Origin of the sequence: Neopusillimonas aromaticivorans (assembly GCF_030344915.1) — a bacterium.
Classification (GTDB): domain Bacteria; phylum Pseudomonadota; class Gammaproteobacteria; order Burkholderiales; family Burkholderiaceae_B; genus Neopusillimonas; species Neopusillimonas aromaticivorans.
Genome location: NZ_CP128233.1, coordinates 1548096 through 1570275, shown reverse-complemented (window position 1 = coordinate 1570275; position 22180 = coordinate 1548096). Strand labels below are relative to the sequence as shown.

Here is a 22180-nt window from a genome sequence, read left to right as displayed (position 1 = left end):
CTTGCCAAACTAGAGGGAAATGGGGGCTGTGCCCCCATTTCCCTCATGCCCCCGTCGTTGCAACGCCAACCCGCCCAGCATCAATCCCAGACTGATGACTATGGCAACGGTTGCCATTGCCATACCCTGCCCGATCGATCCTTGCTCGAACTGACGCCAGATAAAAATGGAAACCGTTTGCACGCCGGCGGGGGCCAGCAGCAATGACGTCACCAGTTCGCGTGACGCCACGGCAAACACCATCAGCATTGCGGCAATCAGGCTGGGCAATGACAAGGGCAGCGACACATGCCATAACGTTCGCAACAACGATGCCCCATGCACACGCGCTGCAGCCTCAAGACTGTCACTGATCTGCCGGAAAGCGGCGCCCACATAACGCACCGGATACGGCAACAACAGACAGGTGTACGACAGCAGCAAAATCAGCCACGTGCCATAGGGCGTGACCGGCCAGAAGGGTTGGTTCCAGGCCAGAATCAGGCCAACGCCAACCACCACACCCGGCAACGCGGCAGGCAACAATGAACAGGCATCAATCAGACCCGCGCCAGGGACTCGGCCTTTAGTCACCGACCACGCCGCCAGAAAACCAACGCCCCCTGCCAGCACCGCCGTTGCAGCCGCCAGGGAAACACTGGTACCCAATGCCTGAAGCGCCTCATTACTCACATCAAAAAGCGCCGCAAAATTACCCAGCGACAGGTTGCTGACTGACAAGCCCCCTGACACCGTGCCTGACAACGAGGCAGCCAGCATCGAGGCAATCGGCCAGCCAACGGCAACCAAAGCCGTCAAACCAAAAAACAGCATCACCGGTACATACCAGAGCCCCAATGCCGCCTGATGACTGGCCGCGGCCTTGCCTGTCGTGGTTTCATAATCACGCCCGGCCACCAAGGCGCGTTGGGTCAGGTACGCCGTCATGGCCAGACACACCAGCACCAGCGACAACAAGGCCGCCCCAGGCGGGTCAATCGGCCAGTCGGCCAGACGGCGCTCAATGGCGGTTGTCAGCATGCTGACCCCGGCTTGCGACCCTAACGCGGCCGGTACACCGTACTCCTCAATGGCCAGCGTAAACGCCAGCAGCAAACTGGCGGCCACTGCCGGTAGCGCCAGCGGCAGCGTAACCTGCACAAATGCCCGCCAGGGTGATGCACCAAAAACCCGTGCAGCCTCGGCCAGACGCGTACCCGCCGCCATCATGCTGCGCGATACCGCAAAGTAGACAATGGGAAACGCACTCAAGCCCATGACCAGAATCATGCCGGTTCGGGAAAACAACAGCGCACCCAGATTGAAGCCAAACAACTGCTGGGTGTACCCCCGGGTTGCAAAGCCAATATCCACGACAGTGCAGCAATGTAGGGGGAGCAAGAACGGAATAAGGAACAATAAATCCCACAAACCTGCCAGCGGCAACCGGAACTGGGCACGCAATGCCCCCAGTGGTATGCCAAGGCACGCCGCCACCAGGGCAACCCCGATGCCAGTCACCACAGTGCTGCCGATCAACGTCAGCGTGGCGGGGTCGGAAAAGGTTGAGATAACGGCCCCGAACGGTTGCCGGAAAGAACCAGCCCCCAACTCAGGGAAGATCGCCTGCAGCACAACGAAGCCCATCGGTAAAACGACGAGCACACCCAGCGCCGCCAGCGTAATGAAGGCGATGACAGAAGCAGATTTCATGGGAAACCGCAGCCGGGGCAACCCCGGCTGCTATGGGTTAATGCCGACCGAAAAGAGTATTGAAACGCTGCAAGGCTTCGCCTCGTGCTGTTGTACCAGAACCCTCCTGGTCTTGCGGCAGTACATTCAGTTCTTTGAACAACGGACGACGCGCACCGACATCGCTGCGTGCCGGCATCAACCAGGCGTTGGCAACCGCTGCCTGGCCAGCCTCTGAAAGCACATAGTCAATGAATCGACGGGCTTCATCCTGATGTTTGGAGGATTTGAAAATCATCATCGGACGCGGTGCAATGACCGTACCACTGGCCGGGAAAATCACCTTGACGCTTTCACCCTTGGCAATACTGGTGTAAGTGACATAATCAACGCCACCAAACACGGCCGCCTTGGCCCCTTGCAGCACCGGTGTCAAGGCTTGGGCGTTAGGGCCCGATACCACCATGCCGTTATCGCGCAGCTGGCCCAGCAATGCCCAGGCCTCTTTCGGGTTGCTATGCTGCAACCCCAGCAGCAAATCCAGCGCGGCGCCCGAAAGTGCAGGGTCAGGCATGGTCACCTTGTCGCGAAATGCCGGGTCGATCAGGTCAGCCCAGTCTTTGGGTTCTGGCGTACCACTGTTGGTATTCCAGACAATACCCAGGGCGGCAATACCTTGGGCAATATAGTTGTCGGCTTTGAACTGATCAGGCACCTGGGCCGCATTCTTGCTTTGATGCGGCACCAGCAAACCGCGCTGGTCCAGATCAAGCGCGGTGTCCCACGAGGCCGAGACCAGCAGGTCCACGCGGGGATTGGCCGCTTCGGCCTCCAGACGGGCCATCACCTTGCCTGTGGTGGCCTGGAAAACGTCCACCTTGATACCGGTTTCAGCTTCAAAACCCGATGCCAGGTTCTTGATCAGCCCGCCTGGGCCTGCGGTGTAAACAGTCAATGTCTGGGAATAGGTTGCCGATGCGAAGAGCGAGCTGGCCATCAAGATGAGCGCTGAAAAAAGATGTTTGGTTTTTCCTGGGGCTTGCATTTTAGTGGGTATCCTTGAGTTATGCAGTAGTGATCCGGGTAATGCGACCCTGATCCATATGGGCAATCTGGTGTGCCAGTGCACGTGCCTCATCATGATCATGGGTGACATAAATGGCCGTAATGCCCAGTTTCCCGAGCAAATCGCCGATTTCCCGACAGAGGGTTTCGCGAAGGTTGCGATCCAGATTTGAAAGCGGCTCATCGAACAGCAAAACGCGAGGCTGCGCCACAATGGCGCGCGCCAATGCAACACGCTGCTGCTGTCCGCCTGAAAGTTGTGCGGGCCTGCGCTGGCCATGGCTTGCAAGGCCAACCATCCGCAAGGCGTCAGCCACCCGACGTTCACGTTCGGTACGGGTTACCCGTCGCATCCGCAACGGAAATCCCACATTGCCTTCCACCGTCATGTGTGGCCACAGGGCATAGTCCTGAAACACCATACCCAGACCCCGCGACTCCGGCGGTTCAAACACAGTGCCGTTACACATGAACTGGTCATCAAACTGAATGGTGCCGGACTGCAATCGCAACAGCCCGGCAACCGCCTTCAGCAGGGTACTTTTGCCGCAACCCGATGGACCGAGCAGGGCAGTGATCGTGCCCGCCGGAACCGTCAGGTCCACGTCATTCAATACGACCTGGCCGCCGAAGGCGTGACGCAAACCACGCAACGTCAGGGTTGTCCCCTGCTGAGGTGATCCGCTCATCAGAAACGGTGGCGCATGCCAATCTGCAAACCGAACTGATTTTTGCCCGGCTCAACATTGGCGCCATAGTTGCCACCCGCCACACTCAACGAAGAACCTTCTTTGTTGATTGCATACGCACTCAAGGCATACAGCGTTGTCCGCTTGGACAGATCGTACTCACCACCCAGCAACAGCAAAGTCGGCTTTTGATCCTTGCCTGCGCCCTGAACAGCCGGACATGCAGCATTGTTCAGGTTGTCGCATACTGTCCCATTCACGCGGAATACCGCCAGCGAAAGCCGGGTCGGTTTGCTGGGCCGGTACTGTACGCCCGCCCAGTACATGTCACTGCGAAAATCTTCCCGTGTCAGACGTTGCTTGAGCCAGCGATACCCGCCATAAACCGTGAAGGCATCCAGCTTGTACGACACACCCGCAAGAATGCGATCTTCGCGATTGCTGCTGTCGGCTCCGGCCCTGGGGGCGTTGGCATGTTTGCTGTGATACAGCACTGCCGCATCCAGCGCCCCGGCGGCATAACGCACCCCTGCACCTATCATGCGACCGCGCTTCTTGTCTTCCCAGTCCTGTGCATTGTTCCACGCCGTACTGTAGTAGGCACCTACGCTGAAACCACCAAATTTGCCGACATACTTGATCGAATTATCCATGCGATCCGAAAATGCAGGATCAGCACGCTTGCCTGAAAAATTGGCGTTGGCGAATGGGCTGTATTTGCTCATCCAGTCGATCATCAGGGTATTGTGACGACCTAGCGTCAGTTCACCCAAATGTTTACTGGACAACCCCACATAGGCCTGACGACCAAACAGGCGGCCGCCCTGCAAGGTAGTGCCATCTGTCATTGAAATGCCCGATTCCAGGGTAAAAACGGCCTTGAGCCCGTCACCGAGATCTTCACTGCCTTTGAAGCCCCAGCGTGAACCATTCAGATTGCCCGAACTCAGGCCCGTCATGTCGTTGCCTCCGGGCCCGTTGCTCAGGTATTGCATACCTGCATCAAGAATGCCGTACAGCTGCACGTTGGACGTATTTTTTGCGTGGGAAACAGCGGGAAGAATCAGAAGCGCGCACGAAAGCGCCTTGCCCGCCTTGGGGAAGGAAATACACATCATTAAATTTATCCTCTTTGGGATTTGATCGGAACCGGCAGTGTAGTCAGTGCGCGTGACAAAACCGTGACGAACCAGAACGCAAAACAGGGGCATTAAAGCGTTTGCGAACGATCAGACGTCTGACACGTCTGTTCCAAAGAGAATGAAGAATGGTACTTAACGCCCGGCCAAGCCGGTGGTACTCAACATCAGATGGATTGACTTCAGGTTATCCGGTTCGACATGAACAATGCCTTTACCCGGAACATCAATCTCGGCAATCATGAACATCGCCAAAGCAGAAATGGCAGGAATGATGAGCAACAAAGACTGGCTGCCCCGCCGGTTTCGGATGGTTCGACCAATCAGGTAATTACTGAAAATACCAAACACGACCAGGACAACCCATGCCGCCTGGGGTATTTTGTGACGCCAGCTTGACATTGTTTTCTGTTGCGCAATGTACAGGTCATTGCAGGCATTCAAGGCCGACGTCAGCACCGGATTGGGGTTCTGGATGGCAATCTTGCTGATCAGCGCCCACATGTGGACCTGCATGGTGATGGACTCAAAGCGGATTTTTTCACGCTTGTCTTCGTCGAGCGTTTCGTAAAACTGAATACGCAGATTCAGGTAATCGGTAAGAATGACTTTGGCCTGATTTTGATGGCGCTCGTCGAGCAATGTGGTACGTTGAAACGCATTGCCGATGGCAATGGCTTCGTTTTCCTCGGCGACCATGCGGGCATCGTAACCGCTCATGGAAAACGACAACATAAAGCCCACAAGCAAACCAAACAACGACAGCGAAGCACCCAGAACGATTTTCAGTTCATCTTCGACATCGGCATTATCTTTTTTAGTGCGTACCCCGGCGAACTTGCCCAATAACGCCGAACCACTGAGCACGACAAAAATGCCAAAGAGCAACGCCCAGGAATAGCTATCAACAAAATCAACAAGTCCAGGCATCGCAACAAAAACCAGTAAACAGCGCCCGATTGCGCAATGCCGTGGATTCTAGCTTTCTTTGGCCGCCTGCATAAGGCACTTGGACAACTTGTCGAAATGCAGCAACGCCGCCTGGGTCAGTGTCACCTGCTTGCGACGTGAATCTTCGGTATCGGTCAGCATAATCCAGCCTTTGGCACGCATGGATTTAAGCCGGTTGTGTATAGTTGCCGGTGAACCTAATTCAGAATGGGCCATCATGTCGCGAACCGACAGACGTGCCGCTTCTTTGGTCGCGAATGCCACCATTTGCAAAATGCGCTCTTCGAGTGGGTCAAGGGCTGGCAGCGAGGGCAAACCACGTAAGGACTCGGCCAACTGCAAGAAACGCATGTAAATGTCGGCGGGACGAGTTTTTCTTTCATGGTGTTAACCGTGGTGGGGTTTGAAAAGGTAATAAAACCTGAAATTACGTGTTCTGATCTTAGCAGTGGATTTTTTGTAGGACAACCGGGTAAATGTCACAAATAGTATTACAAGTCAGCATGGTTACCATGTCCGTCGGGTTATATCTGGGCACCATGGCGCTGAATGAAATGGCATTTACCGAACTGCAGGAATTTCCCGGCGTTAATTGGATATTTTTGCCCGCAGGCATCCGTCTGTTATGTACATTGCTGTTTGGTGTGTGGGGTGTCACCGGCATAGGTCTGGCCACGTTGTTCATCACAACCCAGTATTTTTTCCAGATCAATGGGTTTACTCCGCCGGCTTGAGTTTCGTATCTGCCATGGCACCGTATCTGGTCTATCTTTCAGCACGACACCATTTTGGTCTGGCTGAATCACTAATCAACCTGTCGCCGCAACGTTTGCTGGTGTGCTGTGTTGCTTTCGGCATCACCAGCAGCGGCCTTCACCATTTCTGGTTCTGGCTGAACGGTACGGCACCGGTCTCGCTTAAAAGTCTGGTCGCCATGATCACGGGCGATATTGTGGGCGCGATCATTGTGCTGTACATCGTAAAAATGCTGCTAGCCCTGATTCCACGGCGCCCGATGGACAACCCCAACCCGTGATGACAAGCGGGTATCATCAAACATAAAGTTACAAAAAAGCATGTAACGGTCAACTACTCTGATAGCGCTGCCACTGATTCTTGCCTTTCGCTTTGGCGACGTACATCGCACGATCTGATTTATTCAACAGTTCGTCCGCATTGAAGCCATCACCCGGGCACGTAACAACACCAATACTGGCTGACACCGACGCTGTAAACCCGTCAAGTTGAATCGGGCTTTGAACCGCTGAAAGTATTTTCTGGACAATGATTTCAAGGTCGGCATCAGAACTCACCTGATTCATGATGATGGTGAACTCGTCGCCGCCCAGCCGCGCGACCAGATCGGTACTGCGCACCAGCCCCAACAACCGGTCAGTAATGCACTTGAGCACTTCATCCCCAATATTGTGACCGCGCTGGTCATTGATTTCCTTGAACTCGTCAAGGTCAATGAACAACAACGCAAAGGCCCCCCGTAGCGCTGAACCCGCTGGATTTCCATCTGCAAACGCTCAAAAAACATGCGCCGGTTCGGAATACCTGTGAGGGCATCAAAATTGGCCTGTCGCCAGATCAATTCTTCGGACGCCTTCATCCGTGAGATATCGGTAGTGGTACCCACCATACGCACGGCAACACCCGATGTACTGCGCTCAACCACCATACCCCTGGCCAAAACCCATTTCCAGGAATCATCTTTGCAGTGCATGCGATATTCCACGGCATAGTCGGCCAAATCGCCCCTGATATAACCCGCCAGCGTTTTTTCAATGACCGGGTAGTCTTCCGGATGAATCATATCTGCCCAGCTGTCGCGACTATCGGGCAAATCTGTGGGCTCGTACCCCAACATCTGCTTCCAGCGTGCCGAAACATGGATCTTGCCTTGCCGCAAATCGTAATCCCAGACCCCGTCACCAGCCCCCTCAAGTGCATATTTCCAGCGCTGTTCGCTGTTGCGCAACTGGTGATTCATGCGACGAATCAGGCGCAAACCCCGGGTACGATCAAGAAACAACCAGGACAGCAACGCCAGAAACGCACTCACAATAAGGCCAAGCATCACAATCCAGCCACCCGTAGGCGGCTCGAAGGCCCGTTGAAATTGCCAGGTTGAAAAACCCTGACATGCCAGTTTCGACCCAGCATGCTCAGCGTTCGTTCAGCTACCAAAGGTGAAAAGCCAGGTGGACGTGCATCAGGCGCAATGCTGGACTGAAAAACAGGGCGAACATCGGCAGGATTGGTCGTGTCAAAGATTTCGTAATCAAGAACGACGGTTTCTCCGTCGAACATGGCCGCCAATGCCTCATCAAGCCGGAACGCAATGTAAACCCAACCGGCCGCAGTGGACGATTGGCCGGAACCTGCCATATTTACCGGCAAATACAACAAGTATCCCAACGGTTCATTTGGCGCTACCCCGCGAATGATGTCGGGATCATTCTGAAACAATAAAACCGGGTTGCTGAGTACAGGTCTATTGGTTTGCATGGCCTCGGACATGGCACTCTTGCGCACAGGATCCTTGAATGAATCCAGCCCGAGAATCGACAGATTACGCGTATTTTCCGGATAGATATAAACGATCGGGGCGTGCTGACCGCCCTCAAACAATTCGATATACCCTAAGGCGACCGTACCTGGCGAACGGGTATCGAAGCTCAATGTGCCGACAAAATCAATGAACTCTTTGTGGTCAACATGGTCGGACGCCACAAATAACGCCCGGATGGCATCCAGCGTATCTTGATAGCTTGAAAAACGACGTTGAAAACGATCAATGGTTTGATCGGCACGCAGCGAAAACGCGTGCTGGACTTCAGATTGCGCCAGACGATCAAAGGCCGCCCAAGAGGCATACGTCAGCAACCCACCGCTTACGAACACCACAACAGGCAAAACCAGCAAACGATGACGCAAAAACCGGGCCAACCGGAACAGCAAGCGGCGCATTCCTTGCCTTGAAGCCCAAGAGCTTAATTAGACCGCTCTATTGAATTGCACGGACAAGAAAAAAGCAAGTGGGTCAAATAAGGGTTCACCCTATATTATTTATAAAAGATAAATATTATGATTTATAAGTAATTAGAATTTATACCCCGTTTCTTGTGAGCTTTCTGAACATGTCCACCCAAACTACCGAAACCCGTTCGTACCAACTGATTGCCGTCAAATACATTGATGCCATCGCGTTGGTCACCCTCACCCGCGCCAAAAAACGCAATGCCATCAACCTTGATCTGGTCGCCGAACTGAACCATTGCTTTGGCACCATGCCAGAGTCAGTCAAAGCCATCATTCTGAATGGTGACGGCGAAGCTTTTGCGCCGGCCTCGACTTGTCCGAAGCCCGTGAACAGAGCGTTCCCCAGGCCGTCATGCACTCCCGGGCCTGGCACGAAGCCTTTGAAAAAATCCAGTTTGGTCGGGCACCGGTCATTGCGGTCTTGCATGGCGCCGTTGTCGGGGGCGGTCTGGAACTGGCCTCATCAGCGCATATCCGGGTCGCCGAAACAAGCGCCTTTTATGCCCTGCCCGAAGGCAAACGCGGGCTGTATGTCGGCGGCGGCGGTTCAGTGCGCATTTCGCGCCTGATTGGTGTGAACCGCATGTCCGACCTGATGCTGACCGGCAGGGTACTTAATGCCGAAGAAGGCCAGCAAGTGGGCATTTCAACCTACCTGACAGAACCCGGTGAAGGCCTGAAAAAAGCCATGGAACTGGCTCAAGGCATTGCCACCAATGCCGAAATGACCAACTACGGGGTCATGCACATGCTGCCGCGCATTGCCGACCAAAGCATCCAGGATGGCCTGGCCACCGAATCACTTATGGCGGCAGTTGCCCAGACTGACCCGGCCACCCAGCGTCTTCTGGCCGAATTCCTCGACCAGAAGAAAAACAAAGTCCAACGGAGCTGATCACCATGTTTGCCTACCGTCCCCCGCTTAAAGATATCCAGTTCGTACTGGCCGACATGTTCCAGGCCGCCAGCGTGCTGCAGCAATACCCTGAGTTTGCGGAAATTGACCAGGACCTGATGCAACAGGTCATTGAAGAGGCTGGCCGTTACGCCAGCGAAATCCTGTTCCCCCTGAACGCTGTTGGCGATGCCGAAGGTTGTCGTCTTGAAAACGGTCAGGTCAAGACACCCGCAGGTTTTGCCAGCGCGTATCACCAGTTCTGTGAAGCCGGCTGGCCCGCACTGGCCTGCGACCCGGAATATGGCGGACAAGGTCTGCCGCATACGCTGAACAGTGTGTTGTACGAAATGCTGAACGCCACCAACCTGGCCTGGACCATGTTCCCCGGCTTGCTGCATGGCGCCTATTCGTGCATTCACCGTTATGCCACGGAAGACATCAAAAAAACTTACCTGCCGAAAATTGTCAGCGGTGAATGGCTGGCCACCATGTGCCTGACGGAACCTCATGCCGGCAGTGACCTTGGGCTGCTGCGCACCAAAGCCATCTCGAATGATGATGGCAGCTATCGCATCACGGGCACCAAAATTTTTATTTCCGGGGGTGACCAGGACATCACCGAAAACATTGTCCACCTGGTGTTGGCACGTTTGCCCGACGCACCGGCCGGAAGTAAAGGCATTTCGCTATTTGTCGTGCCCAAAATTTTCCCGGAGGGTGAACGCGCCGGACAACGTAACAGCCTGATCTGCACCGGCCTGGAACACAAAATGGGTATCCATGGCAGCCCGACCTGCACCATGCAATTTGACGACGCCACAGGCTGGCTTGTGGGTGAACCCCACCGCGGTCTTGCCGCCATGTTCGTTATGATGAATTCGGCGCGCTTGCAAGTTGGCATTGGTGGTGTTGGCATTGCCGAAACTGCTTACCAGAACTCCTTGGCCTACGCCAACGAACGCATCCAGTCACGGGCCGTCAATCGCCCGGAAAGCCGCAAAAACGAACCGGCCGACCCGATTGTGATGCACCCGGCCATGCAACGCCTGCTGATGAGCCAACGCGCCTGGGTGGAAGGCGGCCGCATGTTGACCTACTACAGCGCCCTGCTGCTCGATGGCGCCGAACACCATCCCGATCCAGCCCAACGCAAAGAAATGGATGAGCAACTGGCCTTGCTGACCCCCATCATCAAAGCCGTCATGACCGATCAGGGGTTTGCTGGGGCCAGCAACGCCGTACAAATTTACGGTGGACATGGCTATGTCTGTGAAACCGGTATCGAGCAATATATGCGCGATGTCCGTATCACCATGATTTACGAAGGCACCAACGAAATTCAGGCCATCGACCTGTTAATGCGCAAAATCCTGGCCGATAAAGGCCACCGTCTGGGCCAACTGCTTGACACCATTGACGCCACCTTGGCCGCCAATGCCGATAAGGACCTTTCGGTGGCCGTAACAGCGGTGCAAAAGCTGACTGCAACGTTGCGCGATCTGACAGAGCGTGTCGGCCAGGCTTCGCTGGAACATCCGGTCTTGCCCTACCATGTTGCTTCGGAAATGATGCGACTGACGGGACATTGCATTTTGTCCTGGCTGTGGCTGAAAGCCTCGCAAACAGCCACCACGTTGCATGACAATGACCCGGCATTCTATGATGCCAAACGTCACACAGCCGATTACTATTTCACCTACATTTTGCCGGAAACCTTGCAGTTGGCTGGTGTGGTTGAAACGTGTCTTGCCCGCGCAAAAACCCAGGGTCTTCAAGACTTCCGGGGCGATCTGAACGTGCAATGACCGGTCACTCAACCTCTTTGGCATCACCCCCGATAGACCAGACATTCTTGCTGAGTCTGTTGGGGTACAACTGCTTGCAGGCTTACCTGAAAGTTACCCCCTATCAAGCGGTTGCTGGCCAAATACAAGCTTAAACCGGTTGAGTTCACGGTACTTGCCCTGGTCGCTGAAAATCTGCAAATCAACCAGAAACGTATCGGGGAAACGATCAACGTTTCCCCGCCGAACCTGGCGACGCTGCTCGACCGGATGCAGGAAAACGGCCTGCTGGAACGTCAACGCAACCCTCGCGACAAACGCTCGCACATCGTAGCGTTGACGCCGCAAGGCCAGGCGCTGTACGAAAAAACCAAAAGCAGCGTAGCCAACCTTGAACGGCCCGCATCACTTAGTGCAGATGAACACGATCAGCTGATTCATCTGTTGCAGAAAGTATTCCTTTAGCCTTCAGGCGCGATAATGTCTGCCAGCATATTTTCTGGCAGACATTATCTGTTCCCATTACGCGTCGTGCTCACGGCCCCGGACACCTGGATCTGTGGTGTCCGGTACTTTCTTTCAAGATTCACCGGATTATCCAACATGAAACTGGTTAAAGAACTCCCGGACCGTCCGTTAGACATCATTGGTGACATTCATGGCGAAATAAACGCCCTTGAATTGTTGCTTGAGCGACTGGGTTACCACCCAAATGGCCATCATCCTCAACATCGCATACCCGTTTTTGTCGGTGATCTGGTTGATCGTGGACCTGACAGCCATGGCGTATTGCGGCGCGTACAAGATCTGGTCGAGAACCATGGTGCCCAGATCATTCTGGGAAATCATGAACTCAATTTGCTTACCGATGACATCAAAGATGGGTCAGGCTGGTTTTTTGATGAGCGTTATGAACAAGATCTCAAAAACTACGCACCGTTTTCGCGAACGCCGGTCGATGAGCGAAACAGCGTGCGCGAATTCCTGAATGATCTGCCCATTGCCCTTATCGGTAAAGGATTACGCATTGTGCATGCGGCCTGGGTTGATGAAGCCATCAACAAGATCAAGGACATCCCGTTGGGCCATATTACCGAAGCGTTCAAGGAATGGGATCAACAAGCGCAACGCACTGCGCAATCCTCCGGGCTTTATGACGCCTGGCTTGAGGAAAAACAGCGCTGGCGGGTCGAACTTGAGGACGACCGCCAGCCTCCCCTTTTCTGGAAAACATCGCACGCTACGAAGCCACCCAACAAATGATCAATCCGTTCAAGGTACTGACATCGGGTGTCGAACAACGTGCACCAGCGCCCTTCTACGCGGGTGGCCGGTGGCGCTTTTCAGATCGCATCAAGTGGTGGGATCACTACGAAGGCCCTGATCACATTGTCATTGGGCATTACTGGCGACTGTATCGGCAACAAATCACCCAGGCAAGCCCTCGTTATACCCAGCTATTCAAATCCATCCCGTCCACGGCCTGGTTTGGGGCGTCTGACAAAGTGTTCTGTGTCGATTACTCGGTTGGCGCACGATGGCGTGATCGCAAGGCAAACCGGCCCATCAGTGCATCACGCTTCAAACTGGGTGCCTTGCGCTGGCCTGAACGAATTCTTGTCTTTGACGACGGATCACAAGCGCTGACAACCCCTGAAATCGCTAAAAAGAAGCCAGGACCTGCTCAAAACAGTCCTGGCTTCTTTTTATTCTGAATAAATTACATAAAGTTACAATAAAACGGCCTGTGGATAACCTCTGGGAAGAAGCAATGTGAATAGGGTGTGGAACAAACAGGTACAACTCTCGTTTTTCAGACACCTGAAAATCTTGTCCAGAATCCGTCCTTCAATTACACCCAAATTCATCCAGTGTTTTAGGTGCGGCAACCACTTGAATTCTAAAGGAAGAAATCAGTTATGCCACTTATCCACAGACACCCATAATCAGTAATCATTTGATATATAAAAGAAGGGATAACTAAAACATTTTCTGCTCTAACCACAACCAGGCCGCGCCGTTGGCTTGGCCAACAAAACTTCGTACACTTCAGTCCTCAACAAATGAAAGCAGATGGCTCTACAAACCTGCCAAACGTGTCAGTGCCTCATCAAGGGTGTTGTCGTGCTTGGCGAAACAAAGCCTGATCATGTGATTGTTGGATGCTTTTGCTTGTGGATCGCGATAAAAAGCGGCCATGGGTATGGCAGTAACCCCTTTTTCAATCGTCAACCAACGAACAAATGTGTTTTCATCATCTTCTGAAATTGATCGGTAATTAGCCAACATGAAAAATGTGCTGTCAGAGCGCCATGCCTGCAAAGGGTATGGCTCAGCCCATTTGACAGATAGTCCCTTTTTGTTCGTAAAAATTGGCCAGCCCGGTGTATGTTGCTGGATCAGCCATGAACTGTGCCAAAGCAATTTGTATCGGAGTATTGACAGTAAAAACGGTGAACTGATGAATTTTTCTGATTTCAGTCATCAAGTATTCAGGTGCTGCACAGTAGCCAATTTTCCATCCTGTAACGTGATACGTTTTTCCAAATGAAGAAATGACAACCGTACGTTCAGCAATACGCTCGCGTGATGACAAACTCAAATGGGGTTTTGATCCAAAAACAATGTGCTCATACACTTCATCTGAAATGACAAAAAATGCATGCTTGTCCAGCAAAACTTCCAAGATATCCAGATCATGTTCTGAAAGCCTCATTCCTGTCGGGTTATGTGGGGTATTCAGTATCAACAAGCGTGTTTTTGGAGTAATGGCCGACTCGATTTTGTTCCAGTCAATACGATAGGTTTCGTCAGGTGTTGCAGGAACGGTCATCGAAACAGAAATGGGCGTTCCACCGGCCAGTTCAATGGCAGGTCCGTACAAGTCATACATAGGTTCAATCACAATGGCTTCATCACCCGCACGTATCAACGCCTGGATCGATACCATCAGTGCTTCAGTAGCACCCGATGTAATGGTGATTTCTGTAGTTGTGTTGTACTGATGGCCATACAGGGTTGATATTTTTTGGGCCACCGCCTTTCGAAGGATTTCAACACCGGCCATGGGGGTATTGGTTATGACCACTCATCATTGCGTCGTAGGTCAGTTTTACCAAACGCTCATCCGGGTTGAAGTCAGGGAAACCCTGGCCCAGGTTGATGGATTTATGCTCGGTTGCAAGCTGACTCATCACCGTAAAAATTGTTGTTCCAACAGCAGGTAATTTGGATTCCAGTTTCATTGCTTATCGTCCATTTACAGTCATAAAGTCGGGGTGTTTCAGAGGTTGCTTTGTTCGGGTAATCATGTATTTGAAATATCGTGGCGCTATGGTTATGCTTCGTCTGCATTTGAATTCAAGCTGTGCACAAATCCCGTCTAATAGTGAAGTGATACCGATCTAATTCGTCTCGGCACCCTTGATTCTGTGTTTTTTTTGTTTCTATTTAGGACGCTAGTACTATGGCTCAAACGGGCAAAGTTAAATGGTTTAACGCCGACAAAGGTTTCGGTTTCATCACTCCAGATGCTGGTGGTGCAGATGTATTTGCACATTTTTCAGCGATCGAAGGTCGCGGTTATCGCAGCCTTAACGAAGGTCAGGCAGTTGAGTTTGAAGTCAATGATGGTCCCAAGGGTCCTCAGGCCGCCCAGATTCGTGCGTTGTAAAAAGCCCTTGCTTTTTATGCAAACCCCGGCATAGCCGGGGTTTTTTATGCACATTTTATCCTTGCGCTGACCACAGGGTTGTGCACAGAGTTGTCCACAACCGGTTTTATTTGCTAAGCTGAACGTCTTCTTTTGGAGGACGACCTCCCCACTCCGGGTTTCATTTCAGGACGGCCTGTCACTTATCCAAAGGTGTTACATGGCTTGGCTGTACTTAATCACAGCAGGTGTCCTGGAAGTTGTCTGGGCGTATTCAATGAAACAGTCTGTCGGTTTCAGCCGACTTATCCCCAGCATCATTACCGTGCTGACAATGATTGCAAGTTTTGGTTTGCTTGCAGCCGCAATGCGGGTTTTGCCCTTAGGGACGGCCTACACTATCTGGACAGGGATAGGTGCTGTGGGTGCTTTTTTGGTAGGCGTATTTTTTCTGGGTGAGTCATTAAATGCTCTGCGCACCATTGCAGCATTGCTGATAATTTCTGGCCTTGTTCTAATGAAATTCTCTGGTGAATGAGTTCGCTATGTTTCACGTGAAACACAATTCGAATCTGTACCAGGTTTGATGGCGCTTGGGCGTGGTCATTCTTCAGCCAGTAATGACTCACAGATATTGATAATACAGTTGTCATGGCCTTGGATATTGCCCGACGAATGATGACGTTTAAGGCATCAAAATTAAAGTCAACAGTGTTGCTGTCTGGCAGAGGCAATTCATTTTGGTACTTGGTATCTATGACCCCTAAGCATAGGCTCTTGGCTAAGAATGGCTTTTTTACTTGCGCGCGCCGTAAAATATTCGGGCTAAATATGTCCTGCTTCTCTTTGTGATTTTTTTGCTTGATACGATCTGTCAATGTGGTTCACCTATCATTTGTCAAATATCGTTGTTTATGGCGTTCTGACTGCTGAAGGTGTTATTAATGCGATCGAACAGTTGGTTTTCACGTCTGTTATATGCAGGTTCTTAAAATAATCAGTTCTTGCGTATCTGGTCTCTATTTCTTCCAGCCTTGATTCTTTAGAACATATTTGTAAATGTTCTGACAACAACAGCTTTGTAGCCGTTTCTTGCTCTGTTTATTGACTATGTAGTTTTATTGGTGGTTAGTTATACGTTGGCATGGACGTTTGCGTTTCACGTGAAACATCAAGCCTTTATTCAAATCACGTTACGAAATTATGCTTTGATGGGTTTGACCATAGTGAGCATTTATTGACACAAATGTTTATCGTGTTTTTACGTCAGTTCAAAGTGAACATTTTCCGATAATTGGCAACCTAGAATGTTTCACGTGAAACAGTCCGGTAAAACTGCGTTGTTTCATTGCCGCTTTTATCAATCATCAGATGGATATGTTGATGTGTTTCACGTGAAACGTAGGTGGCAGTCTATAATTTGACTTTTGACGATTTTGGCAATGCCGTTCATGAATTATCTGCAAGAATTTGACGTTATCGTCATCGGTGGTGGTCACGCTGGAACTGAGGCTGCGTTGGCGTCGGCTCGAACTGGGGCTTCAACGTTGCTGTTGACGCATAACATCGATACTCTCGGCCAGATGTCATGCAACCCTTCAATTGGCGGCATTGGCAAAGGGCATTTGGTTAAAGAGGTTGATGCCCTTGGTGGTGCAATGGCGTTAGCCACGGATAAGGCGGGTATTCAATTTCGTATATTGAATCAATCAAAAGGCCCTGCCGTTCGGGCAACGCGTGCTCAGGCCGATCGATCACTTTACCGACGCGCGATTCGGACGACACTGGAAAACCAGGAAAATCTGACGATTTTCCAGCAATCAGTTGATGATTTGATCCTGGAAGGTGATAAGGTTGTTGGTGCTGTAACCAAGATTGGCTTGTCCTTCCGTGGTCGTGCTGTTGTGCTGACGACCGGGACGTTCTTGAATGGTTTGATCCACGTAGGGCTCGACAATTATTCGGGTGGCCGCGCTGGAGATCCTCCTGCTATTTCACTGGCGCAACGCCTTAAAGAACTTAAATTACCTCAGGGGCGCCTGAAAACCGGAACGCCACCACGGATAGATGCCCGGTCTATCGATTTTTCGCGAACACAAGTACAGCCCGGTGATACCGATCCAGTGCCTGTATTTTCGTTCATGGGTAATGCGCAGATGCATCCTGAACAGATGCCGTGCTGGATCACCCATACCAATGAGAGAACGCACGACATTATTCGATCAGGATTAGATCGTTCGCCGATGTACAGTGATCGTGGCCAAATTGAAGGTATTGGCCCACGGTATTGCCCTTCAATTGAAGACAAGATTCATCGTTTTGCCGATAAGTCCAGCCATCAAATTTTTCTCGAACCCGAGGGTTTCTCAACGACCGAGATTTACCCAAATGGTGTATCAACCAGTTTGCCATTTGACATACAGTTGGCATTGGTTCGCACTCTGCCAGGGCTTGAAAATGCTGTCATCATGCGCCCCGGGTATGCCATTGAGTATGACTACTATGATCCACGTGAATTAAAGTTTTCGTTGGAGACAAAAGTGATATCGGGGCTTTTCTTTGCAGGTCAGATCAATGGCACAACAGGGTATGAAGAAGCCGCTGCGCAAGGTCTTCTGGCTGGTGTCAATGCAGCCCGCCATGCGCGTAACGAAGAAGCCTGGTATCCAAAGCGAAACGAAGCTTACCTTGGTGTACTTGTCGATGATTTGATTACACGCGGTGTTACTGAACCATATCGTATGTTCACATCACGTGCGGAGTTCCGTTTAAGCCTTCGTGAAGACAATGCAGATATCCGTTTGACAGAAATCGGGCGTACGCTAGGTCTGGTTGATGATGAACGCTGGGATGCATTTAATCGGAAACGCGATGCGGTTTCGCGTGAAATTGAACGTTTGAAAAAACCTGGATTAACCCTCGTATTGTTGCAGAGCAGTCTGCAATGGAAGTGGTCGGCAAAAAAATTGAAAAAGACTATGCCTTGATTGATTTGCTCAAGCGCCCCGAGGTGAGCTATGAAAAATTGTGCACACTGACTTCAAATGATGGAAGCATGATTGGGGGCCCAGCGGTTGATGATCCGATTGTGGCTGAACAAGTTGAAATTCAGGTCAAGTACGAAGGGTACGTTAACCGTCAGCAGGAAGAAGTTCGGCGACAGGCTGCACATGAAGATCAAATTATTCCCGCAGATATTGATTACGATGCAATCGCCAGTTTGTCGATTGAAGTACGTCAGAAGTTGAAGCAAAGTCGGCCACAAACCCTCGGTCAGGCCAGGCGCGTGTCCGGGGTGACACCTGCTGCCGTTGCTCTTTTGCTTATCCACATCAAACGAACGTCTTACGGAAAATCTGTGTCATGACTACGGCAACGTCTGTTTTAATGCCGCGTCTTCTTGAGGCTGCCCGTAAGCTTGAGATTTCCGTAACCGAAGCTCAATGTGCGACATTATTGCGCTACCTTGAGCAATTGCAAAAGTGGAATCGCACCTATAATCTGACCGCGCTGCGAGATGTCGAAAAAATGCTGATTCAGCATCTTTTTGACAGCATGGCATTGATACTGCCGCTAATGAAATATTTAGATACAAGTCAGCCTGTCGACACAAGCCGGCCGCTGGTTGATGTGGGCTCAGGCGGGGGTCTGCCTGGGGTGGTCATGGCGATTCTGCTGCCGCAGTGGCAGGTTCATTGTGTCGACGCCGTTGAAAAGAAAATGGCATTTGTCAGACAAATGGCCGGCAGTCTGAAACTTGGCAACTTGCATGCACATCATGCTCGCATCGAGACCCTGCCTCCCTTCAACGCACAGGTCGTCGTGTCCAGAGCCTTCGCATCGCTGGAAGATTTCGCCCAGTGGTCTGGGGTTCACGTTGCTGACACAGGTTGTTTGCTGGCAATGAAAGGTCGCCGGCCCGATGACGAAATTGAAGCACTTGAGCGCAATACGGCCTGGTCTGTGGACAAGGTTGAACCGCTGAATGTTCCCGAGCTTGACGCACAACGTTGTCTGGTATGGATGAGTCGCAAGGAAAGTAAATGAATCAAAGCCCAAAATCCGATCTTGCCAAGATCTTCTGTATTGCCAATCAGAAAGGCGGGGTCGGCAAGACAACGACAGCAATCAACCTGGCGGCAGCGCTGGCATTATTGAAAAAGCGGGTGCTTCTGGTTGATCTGGATCCGCAAGGCAATGCCACAATGGGCAGCGGTATTGATAAAAATGCAGCGCAATACAGCATTTATCATGTGCTTATTGGCGAAACCGGTATTGATCAGGCCCGAATCCAGTCCCCAACCGGCAAGTACGATGTATTGCCCGCCAATCGTGAGCTGGCCGGTGCAGAAATTGATCTGGTGCAAATGGATGAACGCGAGCAACAGCTGAAAAGTGCCATCAGCCGCGTCATTGATGATTACGATTTTGTTCTTATCGATTGCCCACCCACGCTGTCGTTATTGACATTGAATGGTCTGGCCGGTGCCCAGGGTGTCGTTATTCCCATGCAGTGCGAATACTTTGCGCTGGAAGGTCTGTCTGATCTGGTGAATACCGTTAAACGTGTGCATCGCAACATTAATCCGGATTTGCAATTGATCGGCTTGTTGCGTGTCATGTTTGACACCCGCGTTACCCTGCAACAACAGGTTTCGGCCCAAATTGAGCAGCATTTTGGTGACAGGGTCTTCAAAACGATTGTGCCGCGCAATGTCCGCCTGGCAGAGGCGCCCAGCCATGGCATGCCGGGCATCATTTATGACAAATCATCGCGTGGTGCAAAAGCCTACATTGACTTTGCCAACGAACTCGTCAAACGGGTCAAGGCGGATGCAAAGAAAAAACAAGCCCAGGCAGAATCAACCGCGACATAAAGGAACAAGAAAATGGCTACCAGAAAACCAAAGGGTTTGGGTCGTGGGCTTGACGCCCTGTTGGGTGCAGATACCGATGCGGTAAATCGATTGGGTGACAGTACCCAAACTGCACCTGCACTGCCAAACGCGTTGCCCGTCAGCAAAATGGTTGCCGGTAAATATCAGCCGCGCACCCGCATGGACGAAGGCGCTCTCAATGAACTGGCTGAGTCCATTCGCACACAGGGCATCATGCAGCCAATTCTGGTGCGCGCCTTGTCTGGCAATCAAAAAGGAAAATTTGAAATTATTGCCGGTGAACGCCGGTTTCGCGCGGCACAAATTGCCGGTTTAACTGAAGTTCCCGTGCTGGTACGTGATGTGGCCGATGAAAACGCGGCCGTCATGGCACTGATCGAAAACATTCAACGCGAAGACCTCAATCCGCTTGAAGAGGCCCAGGGGTGCGTCGATTGCTTGATGAATTCGGCTTGACACACGAACAGGCGGCACAGGCCATTGGGCGTTCACGTTCGGCTACCAGCAATCTGCTGCGTTTGCTGAATCTCAGCGATCCGGTTCAAACCATGTTGCTGGCGGGTGACATTGACATGGGTCATGCCCGTGCCCTGCTGGCAATCGACGCGGCTCAGCAGATCATGTTGGCCAACGAAATCATTACCAAGCGCCTGTCGGTACGTGATGCTGAAAAGCTGGTCGGCAAGGCCATTCGTGAACGTGATGAGCCGGCGATAAAGAAATCGGCAAATGAACAGAATAATGGCGATACCAAACGCCTGGAAGAAGCGTTGTCAGACCATCTGGGCACAAAGGTTTCACTGAAAGTGAACCGTCGCAACAATGGCCAATTGATTATCGATTTCCATGATTGGGATCATTTGAATGCCCTGCTTGAACGTCAGGGTTTGTCGGCCGCGCTGGATACTTGACATTGATGACCGGCTTTTCGTTACCTCGCGTCATGGTGCTGGCCACCGGTGGAACCATTGCCGGTGTTCAGCACCAAGGAAGCAGTTATAGCGCCGGTCAACTGACGGCAGAAGCCCTTTTGTCGGTACTCCCTGACATGTCCGGGGTTGCAGACCTATCGGCGGAGCAATTGGCCAATGTCGGCAGCCAGTCGATGACCTATGCCATCTGGTGCGACATTGTGCACCGTGTTGCTGAAATTGTGCGAAACGATCAGGCCGATGCCGTGGTCATCACCCATGGTACTGACACTATGGAGGAAACGGCCTATTTTCTGCAGTTGGCGTTACCGGCGAATTTGCCGGTAATTTTGACAGGCGCCATGCGTCCGGCTAACGCCTGGGGTGCAGATGGCCCCCGCAACCTGTTCGATGCCATACGGGTTGCTGCAGCGTCTGTGTCCGTGCGCAATGGCGTAAGCATTGTCATGAACGGTCATATCCACGATGCGCGGTATGTCCAAAAAATCATGTGAAGGGTTGGATGCCTTCGAATCTCGTGAAGCCGGGCCGATCGGGCGCGTTGATGCTCAAAAAATTGTGTGGTTTGCGGCGCCCGCAGAAAAAATATGTTGCCGGCTCCGCATTGGCATTGTCTGAACCCGTTAACGATCAGCCACCCCACGTCCCCGTCTGGTATGCCAGTGCAATACCCGACGAAATTACGCTGGATGCGATACTGCATACGAATCCACAGGGTATAATTATCGCTGGTGTTGGTAATGGCAATATGCCGCAAAGCGTGGTTAGCCGTTTGCAGCAAGTGGTCAGCCAGGGTGTGGTGGTCGTTCGTACCTCGCGGTGTTCTGCCGGTTTTGTAACCCGCAATCTCGAAATTAACGACGACGCCTGCGGGTTTATCGTGGCTCACGATCTTAACCCCCAAAAAGCCCGGGTTCTGCTCATGCTTGCGCTGCAAAAAACCAACAAACCAGCCCGGATACAAGAATTTTTCAATAAATATTAAAAATTTCAGCTCCGGATTTGACAGCCTCGATAAAAATCTGCATAATTCGAGGTTCTCTTACGGTGGGATGCCCGAGTGGTTAAAGGGGGCAGACTGTAAATCTGTTGGCCTTGCGCCTACGTTGGTTCGAATCCAACTCCCACCACCAAAATTCTGAAGATCGGTGCTTGTTTGCAAGTGCAGCCACATAACCAGGGCAAGCATAAGCAAGGAGCAAAGAAGAGAATCCCTTCGCGGGTGTAGCTCAATGGTAGAGCAGAAGCCTTCCAAGCTTACGACGAGGGTTCGATTCCCTTCACCCGCTCCAGGTTTTATGAATCCGCCCAGGCGGGTTTTTGGTTTTACATCAGTGCCCATGTGGCTCAGTGGTAGAGCACTCCCTTGGTAAGGGAGAGGTCGGCAGTTCGATCCTGCCCATGGGCACCACCCTATATTTTTCCGCAGTATTCTCGTACACTCAGGAGTCAG

21 protein-coding genes, 3 tRNA genes and 5 pseudogenes are annotated in these 22180 nt (G+C 51.9%); 18 read left to right on the top strand and 11 right to left on the bottom strand.

The genetic code is table 11. The features are described 5' to 3' along the window. Positions 1-9: 9 nt before the first annotated feature. The 6 genes from N7E01_RS08540 to N7E01_RS08515 form a co-directional block, all read right to left on the bottom strand. On the bottom strand, positions 10-1692 hold the full coding sequence (locus tag N7E01_RS08540) for an ABC transporter permease (RefSeq protein ID WP_289175570.1): 1683 nt from the start codon (positions 1690-1692) through the stop codon (positions 10-12). 37 nt (positions 1693-1729) lie between these two features. After that, the gene (locus N7E01_RS08535) at positions 1730-2668 is read right to left on the bottom strand and encodes an ABC transporter substrate-binding protein (protein ID WP_289175772.1); all 939 of its coding nucleotides are present in this window, start codon (positions 2666-2668) and stop codon (positions 1730-1732) included. Between the two features lie 67 nt (positions 2669-2735). Further along, complete coding sequence (locus tag N7E01_RS08530; protein ID WP_289175569.1) at positions 2736-3425, bottom strand: ABC transporter ATP-binding protein; 690 nt, start codon at positions 3423-3425, stop codon at positions 2736-2738. After that, the gene (locus N7E01_RS08525) at positions 3425-4543 is read right to left on the bottom strand and encodes a porin (protein ID WP_289175567.1); all 1119 of its coding nucleotides are present in this window, start codon (positions 4541-4543) and stop codon (positions 3425-3427) included. Before N7E01_RS08525 ends, N7E01_RS08530 begins: the two co-directional genes overlap by 1 nt. A 156-nt stretch (positions 4544-4699) precedes the next feature. Further along, complete coding sequence (locus N7E01_RS08520; protein ID WP_289175565.1) at positions 4700-5494, bottom strand: bestrophin-like domain; 795 nt, start codon at positions 5492-5494, stop codon at positions 4700-4702. 48 nt (positions 5495-5542) lie between these two features. Then, the gene (locus tag N7E01_RS08515) at positions 5543-5866 is read right to left on the bottom strand and encodes a winged helix-turn-helix domain-containing protein (RefSeq protein WP_289175563.1); all 324 of its coding nucleotides are present in this window, start codon (positions 5864-5866) and stop codon (positions 5543-5545) included. A gap of 161 nt (positions 5867-6027) precedes the next feature. On the opposite strand from N7E01_RS08515, the gene N7E01_RS08510 reads away from it, so the two are divergent. Further along, on the top strand, positions 6028-6249 hold the full coding sequence (locus N7E01_RS08510) for a hypothetical protein (protein ID WP_289175562.1): 222 nt from the start codon (positions 6028-6030) through the stop codon (positions 6247-6249). Continuing rightward, entirely contained in the window at positions 6246-6551 is a 306-nt protein-coding gene (locus N7E01_RS08505; RefSeq protein WP_289175560.1) for a hypothetical protein, read from the top strand. The genes N7E01_RS08510 and N7E01_RS08505 overlap by 4 nt, the downstream gene beginning before the upstream one ends. A gap of 49 nt (positions 6552-6600) precedes the next feature. Here the strand turns inward: N7E01_RS08505 and N7E01_RS08500 are convergent, their stop codons facing one another. The 4 genes and pseudogenes from N7E01_RS08500 to N7E01_RS08485 all read right to left on the bottom strand — a co-directional run bounded on the left by N7E01_RS08500 (position 6601) and on the right by N7E01_RS08485 (position 8799). Beyond that, the gene (locus N7E01_RS08500) at positions 6601-6993 is read right to left on the bottom strand and encodes a diguanylate cyclase domain-containing protein (protein WP_289175558.1); all 393 of its coding nucleotides are present in this window, start codon (positions 6991-6993) and stop codon (positions 6601-6603) included. Positions 6994-7124: 131 nt separating this feature from the next. Next, positions 7125-7511: pseudogene (locus N7E01_RS08495) on the bottom strand (PAS domain-containing protein); the annotation flags it as partial. An 86-nt stretch (positions 7512-7597) separates the two neighbouring features. Next, positions 7598-8482, bottom strand: coding sequence for a CHASE domain-containing protein (locus N7E01_RS08490; protein WP_289175556.1), 885 nt, complete (start codon positions 8480-8482; stop codon positions 7598-7600). A 131-nt stretch (positions 8483-8613) separates the two neighbouring features. Beyond that, the gene (locus N7E01_RS08485) at positions 8614-8799 is read right to left on the bottom strand and encodes a hypothetical protein (RefSeq protein ID WP_289175872.1); all 186 of its coding nucleotides are present in this window, start codon (positions 8797-8799) and stop codon (positions 8614-8616) included. Here N7E01_RS08485 and N7E01_RS08480 point away from each other — a divergent pair. The 5 genes and pseudogenes from N7E01_RS08480 (at position 8731) to N7E01_RS08460 (ending at position 12960) form a co-directional block, all read left to right on the top strand. Next, positions 8731-9458: pseudogene (locus N7E01_RS08480) on the top strand (crotonase/enoyl-CoA hydratase family protein). The gene N7E01_RS08485 and the pseudogene N7E01_RS08480 overlap by 69 nt on opposite strands. A gap of 5 nt (positions 9459-9463) precedes the next feature. Then, entirely contained in the window at positions 9464-11266 is a 1803-nt protein-coding gene (locus N7E01_RS08475; RefSeq protein ID WP_289175554.1) for an acyl-CoA dehydrogenase family protein, read from the top strand. Positions 11267-11377: 111 nt separating this feature from the next. Further along, on the top strand, positions 11378-11710 hold the full coding sequence (locus N7E01_RS08470; RefSeq protein WP_289175552.1) for a MarR family winged helix-turn-helix transcriptional regulator: 333 nt from the start codon (positions 11378-11380) through the stop codon (positions 11708-11710). 138 nt (positions 11711-11848) lie between these two features. Further along, positions 11849-12508, top strand: a complete 660-nt coding sequence (locus N7E01_RS08465) for a metallophosphoesterase (protein WP_289175550.1) — start codon at positions 11849-11851, stop codon at positions 12506-12508. Further along, a complete protein-coding gene (locus N7E01_RS08460) occupies positions 12505-12960 on the top strand; it encodes a hypothetical protein (RefSeq protein ID WP_289175548.1) in 456 nt (151 codons plus the stop codon). The genes N7E01_RS08465 and N7E01_RS08460 overlap by 4 nt, the downstream gene beginning before the upstream one ends. 364 nt (positions 12961-13324) lie before the next feature. Here N7E01_RS08460 and N7E01_RS08455 read toward each other — a convergent pair. Then, positions 13325-14490: pseudogene (locus N7E01_RS08455) on the bottom strand (methionine aminotransferase). Positions 14491-14711: 221 nt separating this feature from the next. On the opposite strand from N7E01_RS08455, the gene N7E01_RS08450 reads away from it, so the two are divergent. The 11 genes and pseudogenes from N7E01_RS08450 (at position 14712) to N7E01_RS08400 (ending at position 22138) form a co-directional block, all read left to right on the top strand. Beyond that, positions 14712-14918, top strand: coding sequence for a cold-shock protein (locus N7E01_RS08450; protein WP_289175546.1), 207 nt, complete (start codon positions 14712-14714; stop codon positions 14916-14918). Positions 14919-15117: 199 nt separating this feature from the next. After that, the gene (locus N7E01_RS08445; protein WP_289175544.1) at positions 15118-15435 is read left to right on the top strand and encodes a DMT family transporter; all 318 of its coding nucleotides are present in this window, start codon (positions 15118-15120) and stop codon (positions 15433-15435) included. A 913-nt stretch (positions 15436-16348) separates the two neighbouring features. Then, positions 16349-18264 (top strand): annotated as a pseudogene (mnmG, locus tag N7E01_RS08440) (tRNA uridine-5-carboxymethylaminomethyl(34) synthesis enzyme MnmG). Further along, positions 18261-18944 carry a 16S rRNA (guanine(527)-N(7))-methyltransferase RsmG gene (rsmG, locus tag N7E01_RS08435; RefSeq protein WP_289175542.1) on the top strand — a complete coding sequence of 228 codons (684 nt, stop codon included), beginning with the start codon at positions 18261-18263 and terminating at the stop codon, positions 18942-18944. The pseudogene mnmG and the gene rsmG overlap by 4 nt, the downstream one beginning before the upstream one ends. Continuing rightward, positions 18941-19774: a ParA family protein gene (locus N7E01_RS08430; protein WP_289175540.1), complete on the top strand. Its 834-nt coding sequence runs from the start codon at positions 18941-18943 to the stop codon at positions 19772-19774. The genes rsmG and N7E01_RS08430 overlap by 4 nt, the downstream gene beginning before the upstream one ends. A 12-nt stretch (positions 19775-19786) precedes the next feature. Next, positions 19787-20706: pseudogene (locus N7E01_RS08425) on the top strand (ParB/RepB/Spo0J family partition protein). 5 nt (positions 20707-20711) lie between these two features. Beyond that, complete coding sequence (locus tag N7E01_RS08420; protein WP_289175771.1) at positions 20712-21221, top strand: asparaginase domain-containing protein; 510 nt, start codon at positions 20712-20714, stop codon at positions 21219-21221. 8 nt (positions 21222-21229) lie between these two features. Further along, positions 21230-21712 (top strand): L-asparaginase family protein, encoded by a 483-nt coding sequence (locus N7E01_RS08415; protein ID WP_289175538.1) that lies wholly within the window; start codon positions 21230-21232, stop codon positions 21710-21712. A gap of 61 nt (positions 21713-21773) precedes the next feature. Then, a tRNA-Tyr gene (locus N7E01_RS08410) sits at positions 21774-21860 on the top strand. Positions 21861-21945: 85 nt separating this feature from the next. Next, positions 21946-22019: transfer RNA gene (locus N7E01_RS08405), tRNA-Gly, on the top strand. A gap of 44 nt (positions 22020-22063) precedes the next feature. After that, positions 22064-22138: transfer RNA gene (locus N7E01_RS08400), tRNA-Thr, on the top strand. The last annotated feature ends 42 nt before the right edge of the window (positions 22139-22180 follow it).

Coding starts and splice junctions, on each gene's coding strand:
- N7E01_RS08540 (WP_289175570.1), bottom strand. CDS start 1,692: ATGAAATCTGCTTCTGTCATCGCCTTCATTACGCTGGCGGCGCTGGGT.
- N7E01_RS08535 (WP_289175772.1), bottom strand. CDS start 2,668: ATGGCCAGCTCGCTCTTCGCATCGGCAACCTATTCCCAGACATTGACT.
- N7E01_RS08530 (WP_289175569.1), bottom strand. CDS start 3,425: ATGAGCGGATCACCTCAGCAGGGGACAACCCTGACGTTGCGTGGTTTG.
- N7E01_RS08525 (WP_289175567.1), bottom strand. CDS start 4,543: ATGATGTGTATTTCCTTCCCCAAGGCGGGCAAGGCGCTTTCGTGCGCG.
- N7E01_RS08520 (WP_289175565.1), bottom strand. CDS start 5,494: ATGCCTGGACTTGTTGATTTTGTTGATAGCTATTCCTGGGCGTTGCTC.
- N7E01_RS08515 (WP_289175563.1), bottom strand. CDS start 5,866: ATGCGTTTCTTGCAGTTGGCCGAGTCCTTACGTGGTTTGCCCTCGCTG.
- N7E01_RS08510 (WP_289175562.1), top strand. CDS start 6,028: ATGTCCGTCGGGTTATATCTGGGCACCATGGCGCTGAATGAAATGGCA.
- N7E01_RS08485 (WP_289175872.1), bottom strand. CDS start 8,799: ATGGTTCAGTTCGGCGACCAGATCAAGGTTGATGGCATTGCGTTTTTT.
- N7E01_RS08475 (WP_289175554.1), top strand. CDS start 9,464: ATGTTTGCCTACCGTCCCCCGCTTAAAGATATCCAGTTCGTACTGGCC.
- N7E01_RS08465 (WP_289175550.1), top strand. CDS start 11,849: ATGAAACTGGTTAAAGAACTCCCGGACCGTCCGTTAGACATCATTGGT.
- N7E01_RS08460 (WP_289175548.1), top strand. CDS start 12,505: ATGATCAATCCGTTCAAGGTACTGACATCGGGTGTCGAACAACGTGCA.
- N7E01_RS08450 (WP_289175546.1), top strand. CDS start 14,712: ATGGCTCAAACGGGCAAAGTTAAATGGTTTAACGCCGACAAAGGTTTC.
- N7E01_RS08445 (WP_289175544.1), top strand. CDS start 15,118: ATGGCTTGGCTGTACTTAATCACAGCAGGTGTCCTGGAAGTTGTCTGG.
- rsmG (WP_289175542.1), top strand. CDS start 18,261: ATGACTACGGCAACGTCTGTTTTAATGCCGCGTCTTCTTGAGGCTGCC.
- N7E01_RS08430 (WP_289175540.1), top strand. CDS start 18,941: ATGAATCAAAGCCCAAAATCCGATCTTGCCAAGATCTTCTGTATTGCC.
- N7E01_RS08420 (WP_289175771.1), top strand. CDS start 20,712: ATGACCGGCTTTTCGTTACCTCGCGTCATGGTGCTGGCCACCGGTGGA.
- N7E01_RS08415 (WP_289175538.1), top strand. CDS start 21,230: ATGCCTTCGAATCTCGTGAAGCCGGGCCGATCGGGCGCGTTGATGCTC.